The organism is Paenibacillus ilasis, from assembly GCF_043195395.1.
GTDB classification, from domain to species: Bacteria; Bacillota; Bacilli; order Paenibacillales; family Paenibacillaceae; genus Paenibacillus_AQ; species Paenibacillus_AQ lautus.
Window position 1 is genome coordinate 23924 of the sequence record NZ_JBHDJG010000008.1, and the last position, 14372, is coordinate 38295.

Annotated in this window: 8 protein-coding genes; all 8 read right to left on the bottom strand. The window is 56.6% G+C overall.

All coding sequences use genetic code 11. The features are described from left to right. Positions 1–23: 23 nt before the first annotated feature. The 8 genes from ACETK5_RS31895 to ACETK5_RS31930 all read right to left on the bottom strand — a co-directional run bounded on the left by ACETK5_RS31895 (position 24) and on the right by ACETK5_RS31930 (position 14359). Positions 24–2531, bottom strand: coding sequence for a glycosyl hydrolase family 95 catalytic domain-containing protein (locus ACETK5_RS31895; RefSeq protein ID WP_394059669.1), 2508 nt, complete (start codon positions 2529–2531; stop codon positions 24–26). Continuing rightward, complete coding sequence (locus ACETK5_RS31900; RefSeq protein WP_394059670.1) at positions 2528–3673, bottom strand: glycoside hydrolase family 88/105 protein; 1146 nt, start codon at positions 3671–3673, stop codon at positions 2528–2530. Before ACETK5_RS31900 ends, ACETK5_RS31895 begins: the two co-directional genes overlap by 4 nt. 26 nt (positions 3674–3699) lie before the next feature. Next, positions 3700–4845 (bottom strand): oligogalacturonate lyase family protein, encoded by a 1146-nt coding sequence (locus ACETK5_RS31905; protein WP_326115659.1) that lies wholly within the window; start codon positions 4843–4845, stop codon positions 3700–3702. A 43-nt stretch (positions 4846–4888) separates the two neighbouring features. Then, on the bottom strand, positions 4889–6967 hold the full coding sequence (locus ACETK5_RS31910) for a glycoside hydrolase family 65 (RefSeq protein WP_394059671.1): 2079 nt from the start codon (positions 6965–6967) through the stop codon (positions 4889–4891). A gap of 22 nt (positions 6968–6989) precedes the next feature. Then, on the bottom strand, positions 6990–9263 hold the full coding sequence (locus ACETK5_RS31915) for a helix-turn-helix domain-containing protein (protein ID WP_394059672.1): 2274 nt from the start codon (positions 9261–9263) through the stop codon (positions 6990–6992). Between the two features lie 69 nt (positions 9264–9332). Continuing rightward, on the bottom strand, positions 9333–11528 hold the full coding sequence (locus ACETK5_RS31920; RefSeq protein WP_394059673.1) for a glycoside hydrolase family 88/105 protein: 2196 nt from the start codon (positions 11526–11528) through the stop codon (positions 9333–9335). Further along, positions 11509–12810: a Gfo/Idh/MocA family protein gene (locus ACETK5_RS31925; protein ID WP_394059674.1), complete on the bottom strand. Its 1302-nt coding sequence runs from the start codon at positions 12808–12810 to the stop codon at positions 11509–11511. The genes ACETK5_RS31920 and ACETK5_RS31925 overlap by 20 nt, the downstream gene beginning before the upstream one ends. A gap of 7 nt (positions 12811–12817) precedes the next feature. Further along, on the bottom strand, positions 12818–14359 hold the full coding sequence (locus tag ACETK5_RS31930; RefSeq protein ID WP_394059675.1) for an extracellular solute-binding protein: 1542 nt from the start codon (positions 14357–14359) through the stop codon (positions 12818–12820). Positions 14360–14372 lie beyond the last annotated feature (13 nt).

Below are 14372 nucleotides of genomic sequence, written 5' to 3' on the forward strand. Positions count from 1 at the left end.
AATGAAATGGTCTTCGGCCAATTTCAGTTTCGAGGTCCGCTTACGTCTGCTTCGACTTGCGGGCTGCAATCGATCAGCAGCTGTGACCCCGGGCGCAGACGGACCGCATGAAAAAGGGGCCCTAGCGTTGATGGCTGGACGGAGGCTCCCTGGCCGGACATGGAACATTCCCCTGCCCAAGGCGGCAGGGAAACGAGGATGTCCGTCTCCCGTTCAGCCTCAAGCTTGGCGTGGAACATACCGGCATCCCGGTCCCATTCCACGGTGATCCGACCGGTATGGTATCTCCAGCCTGAGAGTCGGCCACTACGCCAGCGCTCCGGCAACCCTGGCAGGAGTTTCACCATATCCGGCGACACCTGCAGCAGCATCTCCTGTACGGCATTCACCCATCCCATGTTTGCATCGAGCTGTATCGGCGCTGCCGGCATATCCATGCATATCCCCATCCCCCTCCAATCATTATGGAGGGTAAACAGATTCGGCAGCAGACATGATTGCGCCAATGTATCAAGACACTCCAGCGCACGATCGCCTGCCCCCAGCCGCGCGTATATGGAAGCCATATGGGCAAGTGACCAACCGCTTTGGGCTCCGAGTCGGCGCAGACGCACCGCCTTCTCAAAAGCGACGTACAACTCTGGTGCTGATTCCCGAGTCACTTCATCACCCGGGAACAAGGGATAGATATGGGAGAGATGACGGTGATCGTATCGGTCCTCAAACGCGGGATCCAGCCATTCCGCAACGGCTCCGTCCCTATTCGTCCGGTAAGGCGGAATGCGTTCCAGCATTCGCTTCCACCGTTCTTCCTCCGAACCTGGGCCTCCGACTAGCCGATTCGCTTGGATCAGATGGGCAAGCAGTTCTTTCATAATTGCAATATCCATCGTGGCATTGACGGTTGTCGGCATCGGGTGAGCCAGCTGCCTTCCGTCCTCCGGCATGAAATTGAGCGGCGTGTTCTCCGGCGAAACCGAAGGATACAGACGGTAGGTGCCGTCCTCACCAACGACTGCGAAGTCCTCGTAGAATTGAAGAGCTTCACGCATGAACGGCAGCGCCTCCTCCCGTAAAAACCGGATATCGCCCGTATACAAAAAATGCTCATAATAATGCCGGGCCAGCCACCCGGCCGCTCCCGTCCAGTTTAGAATGACGGGTACGATTTGATTCGGCGTTCCGATCCCTGGCGTAGTGCCAGCCGGGATGTAGATTCCGCGACAACCATACAAGTTGCGGGCATTGCCGCGGAAATCGTCCATTAGGCTCCCGTAGTAGCGGAACAAAGGGGGTACTAGTTCTCCCAAGCCTCCAACATGCGCGTGCCAATACATCATTTGAATATTCTCATTCGCCATATGGTGGCACCAGACAAGCCGGTAGTCTCCGCCCCACAGGCCATATAGTCCGAACGGCCCCGATTCGGCCGCCGTCCCGCTAATAAACAAATACCTTCCATAAGCCCACATTTTACGAACAAGCGAATCGGGCGCCTCGCCCTCGTAGGCCTCCAGCAGCAGTTCCTCGTTCGAACGCACGTCCCCGCTGGTCACGTTCAGCTCCAGGGATGCGGAATGGAACAATGGACCATGAAGCTCGGCGTGGCGCTTGAGAAGCAGGTCATATTCGCAATTTTCAGGGAAATCACTGAGCTCACGCTCAAGCTGCTCCCATTCCTGTTCACGCTTGCCACGGATAAATACTTTCACCAGTGCCAGCGCCCGTCGGGCCTTAACAAAACTTAACATCGTTCCTTCCTTGGTTGACTGTAAACTTCCGCCTTCACAAATAAGCCGCAGCACGGCCCCGAAATCTGTACCGTCATCATTGCGGCCGGCGTACCGGATAAATGTCCCTTTCGCCGAAGTGACCACGGATTCGGCCAGTTCCTTGAATTCCGGCGTATCCCCCAATCGGTCGCTCGGGTAGAGCGCCAGTCCAATCTCTCCCGAAATACAGTGACTCGTCCCGGCTTGAACCTCGATATGCTTACCGATCCCTTTCCTGCCTTCTGGTTTTATTTCTTGGTTAGCACATCCCTCGGAGCCAATCTCGTAAACGATGGCCCTATCTGCACGGGAGACGAACAACCGCCTTACGTATCGGATCGAACCGTCCGTCCAGCCAACCGAAACCTCACCGGTCTCCATATTGAGGGTTCTTCGGTAATGGCGGAACGCCCGTGTACAGGGCATGAACAGCTTAATCGCCGCGAGCGGGAAGCGGGAGGCCAGCCTCGTCCCGTATCCCCGCTCCCGTAAAGCGTTCGCCAAGTTCCAGCTGCCCTCCGCATAGTGTCCTTCATCCATCAGCCTGCGCGTTTCGGCAAGCGTCATGCTCACGTCCGGCAGCGGATCCTTCCGACCCCAATGCCACAACCCCTCATGATTCAGCAGCACCGTCTCTTCCTGCACGCCCCCGAATACCGAGGCCCCGACCATTCCATTGCCTGAGGGTAACCCCTCACGCCACATATTACGCCACCAAGATGCGGGATACCTCATGGTCAACAAGTTCTCTTGACTCATCCTCGATGCCCGCCCCCGTCTCCCGCCTGCAGCCTCTCCATTTCGATGCTGGCCAGCAGGAGCGGTGCGACGCCCATGAGCGAGTCACTGACTACCTTTTCACTCAAATAATACTCGTACGATCCGTCACGGTATTTCCGCCCGCCCAATCCGGCGCCGTGGCATATGCCGTGAAGGTGCAGTCCTTCGGCATCGACGGTGAGAAAACGTTTCTTGATGCCGTCATAGGCACGTTCGACCACCCCGATGTCGATCTCGGCCAAATAATGAAGCCGAATGCCTTTGGCCAAGGCATAGGTCAACATGCAGGAGCCCGAAGCCTCCAAATAATTGCCCTGCCGTCCGTTGCAGTCCATCACCTGATACCACAGCCCGCTGTCTTGATCCTGGACGCGTACGAGCGCATTGGCCGTTCGTTCGAAAATGCCCATCAGCTGGCCTCGCTGCGGATGCCTTACGGGGAAATGCTCCAGTGAGTCCACTAGGGCCATCGCATACCAGCCCATAGCCCGCCCCCATACATGGCGCGAGCGGCCCGTTTCCTTGTCACACCAGCGCTGATCCCGGCTCTCATCATAAGCATGATGCAGCAGGCCCGTCTGCGGATTCCGCGTGCGCCGCTCGATGAGCAGCAGCTGACGGGCCGCTTCGTCGAACCATTCCGGCGCATCAAACGTTTCTGCGTACTCCGCCATAAACGGTGACGACATATAGAGGCCGTCCAGCCACATCTGAAACGGATAGATTTTCTTATGCCAAAATCCGCCTTCGTCTGTCCGCGGCTGTCCAACCAGCTGAGATGCCAGCAGCTCGGCAGCCCTGCGGTATTTCTCTTCTCCCGTCGTGCGCCACAAGGGCAGCAGATTCTTGCCTTTATTGATGTGATCGAGGTTATAGTCCTCCAGTGTATAGCCTGCTATCGTCCCGTCTTCTTGTATGAAGACGTCCATATGGCGCTTGACTGCTTCATTGAAGCGCTTCTCGCCCGTCCATTCGGCCAGGCGGCCCAGTGCACTCAAAGCCATGCCGGCCACGTAGCCCCATTTGTTGGCTATATTCGGATGGTATCCGTCCACGCAAGCGGACAAGATCGTTTCTGCCACCCGGACCGGTATTCGTTCCAGGACCGTTGCTTCAGCCACGGTTGACCCCTCCCCTCTCCTTCGCTTTAGACCGATTGCAGCGGCAGCGAATCGAAATCTTCCGGCATGTCGACCAGATACAGATTGCCATAACCATTTTTATCGCTTGTAAACAAGAGTCGTTTACCGTCCGGATCAAAACGCGGATGCGCATGCACCTTCTGGGAATGAAAACTGCATCGGAGCTCGCACAGCATCCTCGGCCCTTGATAGACTCCTTTGGCGTCTTTACGCCATACGGAGAGCGTTTTGACCGACCCTTTGCCGTCGACAACGGCCTGACCGAGGCCATCCGCATACGCATGCCACGTATCAAACCCGAAATCCGTCTCTTCCATGGCCGTATTGTCATACCGGATATTTCCGAAGAAATTGGTTCCATCCGTACGGAAGCCATGGTAACCGATGGTAACGCCGTCAGGATAAAAAAATTCATGGCCGACCTTTTCTCCGGGTTCAAGGCGCTGGCGAATTCTCCAGGCCTCTCCGTTCCGAAGATCCAGTCCCCATATCCGGTGATCGACCAAATGCCACGGCCCTTCGTGGCAAAAGGTGATCAACCATGGTTCGACGGGTGATGCATTTATATGGGTTATAAAGCGATGGGCTTCATACAGGGTTTCCGGCTGCGTCTGCCCTTCCGAATCGATCCGCACGATCCGGCTGTGAGGAGCAGCCTCCATCAACTCCCTATGGCCGACATAGCCATTGCCGAGGTCTAGCTGCATGCGATGGGACAGATCCTCCTGTATGCAGGTGACGACCGAACGACCATCGGCAGGACAGCTCAGGTTGCCGATGTTGTACCCCTCCGGGGCTTCGTAGACAAGCTCTTCCTCCAATGTTGCCAGATCGAGGCGGCGTACGCTCCGACCCGTTTTGACGAAGGCGGCCCGGCCATCCGGTAACAGACAGGCATCCACATCATCATTGTCCGGGTAATCCGTCAGCTGGAGCATTTCACCGCTGTTGACATCCATGCTGTACAAGTTCGAACTGTTTTGCCTATCCGATACGAACAACAGCCGCTTGCCGCCGTCATACCATCCGGTCTCCGTAAAATATAGATGATGACTATGAGCCTTATAGTCGGTCAGCTGCACCACTTCGACTCCGGTCAATCGGTCGCGATACTGCTTACGTTCCGGCTTCCACACCGTTCCCTTGGCCATATTCAGCCCTCCTGTCCGCTAGTTGTACAAGCCGAATCCGAATCTAAAGCCACGGCTTCAGCCCCTCCCACTGCACCATCCAGCCGCTTGCCGGAAATCCCGGACAGCACACATCCTCTTCTCCTTCCCAGCCGCAGGCCATCATGGCCACCGCCGTCAGCAGTCCGCCGTTACCCGGCAAATAAGCGGTCAGACCTGGTCGCTGATAGTTATGCCCGTTCGGCAAATACGTGTTTTTCATTTCATCCATTAACAGAAAATCGACAGCCAGATCTTGCTCGCCGAGCCGAGCAGCGGTCATGGCGCATACGGGAAAATCCCATCCCCAGGCCGATTCCCATTTCCAATCGTCCTTGACCTTCCACAATGTACGCCGCATGGTTTCCCGGTCGACAAGCTTGCCGGGAAGCACGCCTAATGCGCAGAGCATGGACGGATGGTCATGGTTCTTCTCCGTAAACGTATCCGGCGCCAACTCATGCGCCAGGTAAACGCCGTCCAGCCGGGGCGGCGTTGCCAGATGACTCGCCACCTCAACCCAGCGCGGATTCGGCTGGACACCCAATCGATCAGCCCACTTTATAGCGATATCCAGGCCATATTTCCAATACTCCAGCTCGTAAGGCGGGTTCGCGCTAGCGTTCATCGGATGGCATTCTTGCGCCGGAATGAGCGGCGGTCCGAGATCGAAGGCATCTTTAGACTCATTCCAGTGGGCATAGGAAACCATAAAGTCAGCCGATTCAAAGACGATGTCACGGAACCGGCGCAGCGTTTCTTGTGCCGGGTCGGCCTTGTAGCACAGCTCCGCCATGGCGATCGGGTGCGGCTGCTGCCAGATCAAGCCCGGAGCGACCGGCGAGGGGCACGGAATGCCGTCGAAACCGACCATTTTCGGCCAGCGCGCTCCCTCGTATCCCTGCGATAGCGCCAGTTCGCGGGCGACCGGCAGTATACCGTTATACCAGTCCATGCTTCTCCGCAATATGGGGGCCCGGCCCCACAGCGCGAAATGGGCGGCATGCCACCAATGCATCTCCAAATGCGATTTGCCAAACCAGCTGTTGTACATAAGACCGGTCTCCTGGGGGGGCATCGAGCCCCCGCTGTGAATGGCGCATAACCATTGCGACAAGACGACGCGGCGCTCCAGCTCAAAAGCTCGCGGATCGGAGCTGCCTGCGAAGCTGACTGCACCGCCGCTCTGCCAAAACGATTCCCAATGCCGGGCGCTGGCCGAAACGATAGCTTCAAAGTCAGCCACACCGGGCGACCCGGCCGCAAAGCCGACGGAAAACGTCAGCTCCTCCCGTGATTCATTCGGGGGTTCATCCGAAGACTCGCCGGGATACAGCGTAAATTCGTGTGTTTCCGTTTGTTCCAACCGGCCAATATTCCAATGCCAGCGAACCGCATAACGCTCCTCATCCAGCGTCCGCTCCATCAAGGCCGTTCCTTTCTCCTGCCGAACGAGAACGGTATCATGTCGATGATCGCTTTCCCAATCGGGAAACACCGATTTTGCCCAAGCCGAATGAGTCATATCCGGTGCGGGGAAGCGGATGAATACCTGAAGCCTCCCTTCCCGGATAAGGGGCGAGATCACCCGCACGCCCAAAATATCGGCTTCGGGGTGGCATGCCGTCATCACTTCAATCGGCACGCCCCGAATTTCGAACTTGCTCGATAGAATGCCCGTCCACAGATCGAGCTTTTGACGGAATTGGCCTGCATCGCTGTAACCGAGCTCTTCTCCCGCTTCGTCCAGAAATCGGAACGACAGCCGGCCTAGCTGAAGACGGTGGGGATTTTGCCGCAGCCATTGGTAAGCTTCCGGCTTATCCCCCGGCTTCATCGGATAGCCGACCTGCCGGCCGTGGGTCTCGAACATCTGCAACGCTGCATCCTTTGCGGAGAACCTTCCGCGCCCCCCTGTAAAATGCCAGCCCCAGTTCGACTGGGTGCCAAGCGGCACCTCATATTGTTCAGGAAATGTCTGCAGCCCGGTAATATCGGCGGTAAACGCGAATTCCCCGTTGCCTACCGACAGTGGCGAAAGTGGATCCAGCCTGTCGAATTCAGGATTATGCCGCCAAACAATCTGCTTTCTCTCCATCTCCATAGCTCCTCCCTTCCCGGCCCCTTCATTCAAACAAGGCGTCTATCCGGGTTCTCATCATATCCCGGTATTTGCCCGGGGTGATATCCTTGAATTTGCGGAAGCTGCGAATGAAGCTGTTTTCATGCTGGTAGCCCACCATTTGAGCGATATCGGATATTTTGCGGTCGGTTTTGACCAGCAGCTCGCTAGCCCGCTCCATCCGCAGCCGGGTTAAGTAGTTATAGATCGTTTCGTTTGTCTCCTGCTTGAACAGCTGGCTGGCCAAGCTGCTGCTGATGCCGGTCGATTCTGCAATTTCCGGAATGCCGATCGGATCGCCGAGGTGCTGCTCCATGAATTCGATCATCCGCTGGCACATCAAGAAATCCTTGCTGCCGATTAAACGGCGGTAGCGGTCGGCCAAGACCGAAATCAGGCCGGAAAGCTCCGCCTCGATATCTTCAATGTACAGCGTCCCCAGCCGACCGGCCGGGTCCCCCTCGGGACCTTCGCCCTCTGGGCATATCCCTTTAAGACGTTCCAGCAGCGCCTGAAGCAAGGCAAGCCCCTCCGAAGGATACCAGTAACGGCTGCGGATATCGCCAATAATACGCCCAAGCAGCTCTATAGCCCGCTCCCCTTCACCGGTCTCCACAGCAGTCATCAACTCTCGTACGCCATCTTCCTGCGGCTGCATATCCGTCACTTCGTGACTGGATACATCCTGAAACGGCACGAGCTGACCGTACCCTTTATATAAACGGTAGGTTAACGCGTTCTCCGCTTCCAGCATGGACTGCTTTAACCGGCAAACCTCACTCTGCGGCATGCTCACGCCGGCGGACACACTGAATTTCAGCAAACGGGACACCGTTTCGATCGCCTCGGCCAGCGGAGGCCGAGTTTCGCCGCTCCGCGGTTGAAACAGGATAGCCATCCGGTCCGCTCCGAAATCGGCACAGGCCACCCTCCATTCGGGCTCATGCAGCTCTGCCATGATATTGGCCAGGGCAAACTTCAGCAGCGAGTGGTCACTGGCCGGAAACCTGCGCGACCACGAATCATAGCGGTCGATCGACAGCACCGCTACCGTGACGGGCGCATCCGTCCATTCCGCAAAATACCGTCTCCACTTCTCGCGGATTTCACGTCTGCCGCTCATATGACCCGAGTGAATGTCATACAGAAACTTGGAAGCCGCATCGGATATCGTCTCGCGGATCAGCTGAGATAGATGCGCATGATTGCTGAGCAGTTCGCCGGCCAGCTTTTCCAGATCGATGCGATCCGGGCTGGTCGCCTTTCCGTCGTAGGCGCTGAACAGCTGCTTAAGCCTGCGCACCGGCCGGAAGGCCGCGGAGTTTACATACAGAATGGTCAGCACGCCGAGCGCAAGGGCCGCCACCGATACATACAGCACCGTGTCTCGCACCTTTTTGGACTGTGCAAGCAAACTGTCTTGGGAGACGATGGATACGTATTTCCATCCGGTCAGCGGCGATTCGATCTGATTGACCAGCAGCTTCCGTCCCTCATGGAAAAAATCGCCGAAGTGGTCTTCCTTCAGCTCGTGCAGCGCCTGCCTCACCGCTTCCGGTTGGAATTCCGAATTCGAAACCGAATAAAGAATGTTATTATGCTGGTCCACGATGTACCGCATGCTGTCCAACTGGGACAGCGCCGGCGGATTCAATTTTGCGAACAGTTCAGCATCCAGCAAATTGACCGCCACGACGCCTCTTAATCGGCCCTGGATCATGATTTTGCGGAACAGCGTCAGCTCCGATCCTTTATTGCCCGCCCCCTCGGGGACATGCCTTTTGCGGATCATCATCATGTCGTCTCCGAATTCATCAGCGATACCGGTCCACTCGGAATCCACAAATGTGAGCTTGCTCGAGCTGTATCCCTGCGGAAGCGAAATAAAGCTTCCCCGCTCGACATCGTATACGTATATGCTGTTAATGTATTTTGAATTGCCGATCCAGGTTGAGAGCAGTCGGTACAATGTCGATATATTGGACACCGAGTTCTGATTCTCGCTCGTCAGAAAATCGTAGATATAGTCATTCACCGCGACTTGGACCGCAATCTTGTCGCTCTCCCGGATCAAATCGTCGATATATTTCATACTGATCTGCAGCATTTGGTGCTGCGGCTCGCTGAGCTCTTCCTGAAGCACCGATTTGGAGGTGTAATATGATGTCAGGCTGACGGCCAAAATGATCATAAAAACGGAAACGGTCAAAATGAGCACCAGCCGCGCTTGCGTATGGGCCAGCGTGTATTTCAGCCACTTGCCGATCGATAGGAACATATCAACCCCCGCTTTACTACCAGAATGGTTCCATTATAGCTCACGTTCCGCTCCTGCCGTCACGCAAGTTTAAGCGTTTACAATCGGGCTGGCCCGCATCAGTCCGAGCAGCTCGACTCCGGCCAACAGCACGATGCCGATTCCGTGCGTATCATTCAAGTTCCACGATAAATCGTGCTTGTAGTAAGCATGCGAGGTCGACCAGCTGCTGCCCTTGCACACGCCATACACATTTCCCCGGCGGTCGATGGCCCTGCTGGTTAAACCTTCCCACCCCGCAGCGGCGGATTGCAAGTACGGATCCGGGTCCTCCAGCCAGCCGTGGCGAATCCCCCGCGCCATACCGAAAATAAACATTGCGGTACACGAGGCTTCTTCATAGGACTCAGGGTCTGTCAGCACTTGGTGCCATAACCCGTTTACTCCCTGCACACGAAGGTCCCCTTCCGCCAGCGCGCGATAAAAAAGCAGCAGTTCCTCATAGTCGGGATGGCCAAACGGAAGCACGGCAAGCAGCTCTGACAGCGAGAAAAACACCCATCCGTTGCCTCGTCCCCAAACCGTCCGGGAAGGCTGACCATGACGTACATCGTATACATGCGACATCAGCTGCAGGTCGGGCAGGTATAGGTAGGACTTATACAGCAGAAGCTGGCGTGCTGCCTCGTCCAGATAGCGGGAATCGCCGGACAGCTCGGCGTATCGGCACAGGAACGGTACGCTCATGTACATATCGTCGCACCACATCGTAAGGTGCATGCTCGGGGAAACGCCGACTTCGCGATAAAGCGCCCCATCCTCAAGACGTGATTGCTTATCCATGATGTACCGGGCGATGTCGTCCGCTGCCTTGCGCACCCCTTTCAAGGATCGAATTCGGTCTGCAAGAATGGCTAGCGCCCCGAAGGATCCGCAATCGTCGAGACTGTCGATGTCGGACAGCTGATTGTTCAGCCCTGCTGCACCGAATTCCTCCCGGTCCCATAAGGAATATTCGTAATGCCCCGCTGCATACTCGACATGGCGGAGCACATATTCCTGGATGTCCGGGCGATTCAGCAGCCTACCCGACTCCAGCAAGCCGTACAGCGTGACACCAAGCGGATAATTCCAGCGGCCGAAAAGCTCATTCTCCAAAAACGGCCTCACACAGGCTCCCGGTTCGCTTCCTGTCCAGAACAGCGTCTGTCCGCCGTCAACAGCAACCGTATCCAGTCCGAAATAGTCGGACAGCTCAAGTTCTGCTTCCGCACGGATCGGACCCAGATAAAGCCACTCGCCGGTCAGGCCGTGCACCCTGCGCGGTGCGGTCAGCATCCCTTCAGGCGAGGCTTCGCTGACCTCGAATCCCCAGCCCTCTTGAATGCATTCGCTGCGTGCGGTAAGCTCCCCGCGGCCCGGAGGCACATCGATGGCAATACGGAATGTGCCTGCCTCCCGACTTGTGTAAACCTCCCTGCCGTTCCATTCAAACCGAACCGGACCATAAGAGGTTCCCGACAAGGTCACCTTCTTGGCCGTTAAGGTCCGGTTGACCACGGCAGTCCAGGCGTAAGCGGCATACCCCGGCTTCCGCCCGTACATTCTCAACATCGGGCCACCCTCTGCTTCCCCACCGTGCTTTGCTGGCACGGGCAGCCACTGTGCACCCGTCCATGATTCACTTTCTATTGAATCGGGGATGCGGGCAAGCGCCCCGTCCAGCGGCACCGTCACAATCCATCCTTCCTCGCCCTCCCGCTCCATGGATGGAGCCAGAAAGTGAAACGGCTTGTTCTTGCGGTTGCTTGTGCCAAATACCGCTCCGCAGCCGTTTGGGCTCCGGCGGAATTCCAGGACGAAGTGATTCCATCCCTTGGTAAGCTGAATCCCAAGCTTCAGAGGCAATTCGCCTGCTGTCGCTTCTTCCCCTGGCGCCGAACCGAACCGCTTCCGGCCGTTATGGTAAAGCCGAACGTGCCCCGTCCACTCCATCAGAAAGGGGAAGCTCTGCGGGTCGGCAGCCCACAGCTTCGTCCAGGCGTAAACCACCTGGCTCCCCGTCATTTCGGGGAACATATCCGCGATGGGGAGTTGATAGCAGTGGTCGGCCCGCTTGCGGATCGGACTCTTGCGCGTCACCCGGTAAACCGGGGCATGAGGCGGATTTTCACCGATATAACGCTGGGCAATGACCGTTAGCGCATGCTCGATGTTACTGCCCTCTGTTTGGGAAGCCAGGCTTTCCGCCGGGTCAAAGTATCCTTTATCGTTCAATAGGCTCACTCTCCTTCCACCCGCCCAGAACATCCGCTATCGCCACCGGACGGTGTTCCTTCACGGAACGCCACACGGCTTCCCCCGTTGCCACGGAATAGGCGCCATCCACAGCCCCGGACAAAATCGGGAACGGCCTTTCCCGGTTCTCACCGAGAAACAGGTCGTTCAGCAGAAGCGGGTCGCCTCCTCCATGGCCGCCTTCCCGATGGACGACATGGATGGTTTCCTTGGAGCCGAACAACGGGAAGTAGTCGATCGTCTGGATCGGTGTTGGAAAAGGGGTTCGGGATGGTGCATGATATTCGATCGTCTCCAGCCGGCCTTTCGTACCGTTGATCGCCAAGCGATACCCTTCATATGGCAGCGAAAAGTTGACGGAATAACTGAGCAGTGCGCCTCCGCTGTATTTGACGGTGGCCGCATACGTATCCTCAATATCGATCTCATCATCAAAAATACACCGGTCCGGGCGGTAGCCTGTATAAGGAAATTGCTGTCCCCCGCTATCCAGCTGGCCAAGATGATCGTCCTGCACATGACGTGCGTTCCAGCGAGAATGATAGGCGCAGCGGCTGGCTGAGAGGCAGGTTCCGCAATGGCGACCGTCTTCTTTGCCCGGATTCAGCTCCCCTTGGGCACCGTAATAATGGAGCGCCCCGTAGGCGAAGGCTTCGACCGGCTTTTGCCCGATCCACCAGTTCACGAGGTCGAAATGATGCGTGCTCTTATGGATGGAGAGACCTCCTGACATCTCGCGCCGGCGGTTCCACCGTTTGAAGTAGCTGGAGCCGTGATACGTGTCCAAATACCAGTTGAGATCGACGGATGTAATCCGGCCGAGCTTGCCCTCCCACACCATTTCCTTGATTTTGGCGTGAATCGGGGCATAGCGGTAATTAAACGTGACCGTCACCGAGCCTTTGCTCACCCGCTCCGCATCCAACACGCGCCGAGCGTCCTTACCCGTCGTGACCATCGGCTTTTCCGTGATGACATCCAGATCCCGTTCAAGCGCGGCAACAATATAACGCGCATGCGTATCGTCGCGCCCCGCCACGATGACCACATCCGGCCGAGTCTCGTCAATCATCTTCCCGAATTCCTCTTCACCGTACGTTCCGACGGCCGTATGCTCCGGGAAGCGGGAGCGGTACAGCTCGAAGCGGGCCGGATCGCAGTCCAGTATGGCAACCAGGTCGCAGCGCCGTGCATGCGTCGTCAGAATCGGTTTGGCGAACATGCCGAGCGCACGACCGCTCACACCGCATATGGCATATTTCTTTTTCACTGTATGATCACATCCTTGAGTACCATTCCTCCACCCTCTTCGTTACTTCGTCTCCCCCTGCCTTATGCCAGCGGTCAACGAATTCATCGAACTTCTCCAGCGGCCATTCGCCGATAACAATCTTGGTTACATATTCCTGAAACAGCTTATGCGACTGAATATCCGGGAAGCCTTCATACACGGTACTCGGAAGTCCATCCCCGGCGATCCGCTTCGCGTCCGCGGTACTCACCTCAAATATATCCTTCACCATCTGCTGCATGTCTTCCGGGATCGTCTCCTGAATCCGGATGTCCATATCCTCCTTTGTCGTCAGGTTGCGCATGCCGAGCGCCAACGGACGGCTGTCCTCGGCCGGAAGCAGCACTTTTTTGCCATCAACAACTTCATGCTGCAATCCTTCGATGCCAAAGCGGGTAAATTCATCATTCGACCGATCATAGAAGAAATCGAGCAGCTTCAAGGCGGCCGGGGCTTTATCCTGGGCCTTTGCCGGAATGATCCACTCCGGTTCGCCCATGCTCTTCTGCGTGACAAAGCCCTCAAACCCATCGGCCTTTGGAAGCGGCATGCCAACGATATAAGCATCCGGTGCTTTTTGCTGCATGGCCGTGAACCGATCGCGCAGGTTGGCGGGAAGGTGGTACCAGCTGCCGACCAGATTGTTATTGATTTTAGCTGTCCATACATCGCCTTTGTTCAGAAACGTCTCGTTGTCCAGCAGCTTCTCGTCATATAACTCACGGGCAAACGCAATGGCAGCCTTCATATTGTCCGTTACGCCGGCATACTGGATTTTTCCGTCATAGACGTCCCATTCCGGATTCCCCTCCCACATCGCGACGCCGAACATGGCGAACAAATGGTCCATCCATTTGCCGAATTCGCGGCCCGTTGTAGGCAGTTCGTCCTTCAGACCGTTCCCGTTCGGGTCTTCGTTGAGGAAGGCGCGCAGCACCTCCTTGTATTCCTCCGTTGTCTTCGGCATGGACATCCCCACCTTGTCAAGCCAATCCTGGCGGATCAGCGGCGCTCTTTCCGGCACCAGGAACACTTTAGGCACATAATAGATTTTGCCGTCCGGCGAAGCGGATCGAACGACATCCCATGCCTCCTGCGGGATATTGTTCCAGACGTTCGGGGCATACTGGGGCAGCAAATCATCCAGTGCCAGCGCTCCTCCCTGGCGAATAAGGGTCTGCTCGATCCCGCCGATGGGCCGAAGAATATCGGGCAAGTCGTCGGATGCAATCATCAGATTGAGATATTCGGTCGGCTCCGATCCCGGCGGGGTCGTCACCAGCTGATATTCCACACCGGTCCGCTCCGCCACATACTGGACATGCGGATTATCCACGCCCGGAATCGTGCCGACGCCCATGTGGCTTTTGAACACCTTTACTTGTGTAAGTTCTTCATTTCCCTCCCCGCCCTGGCCCGCTTGCGATTCGTTGTCGCCCTTGCCGCCGCAGCCAAACAGCATGACTGCCGCAAGTGTCGCCGTGAGCGCCGGTTTCCATGCCCCTTTTTGGAAAAACCATTTCGACATAAGTAAATCCTCC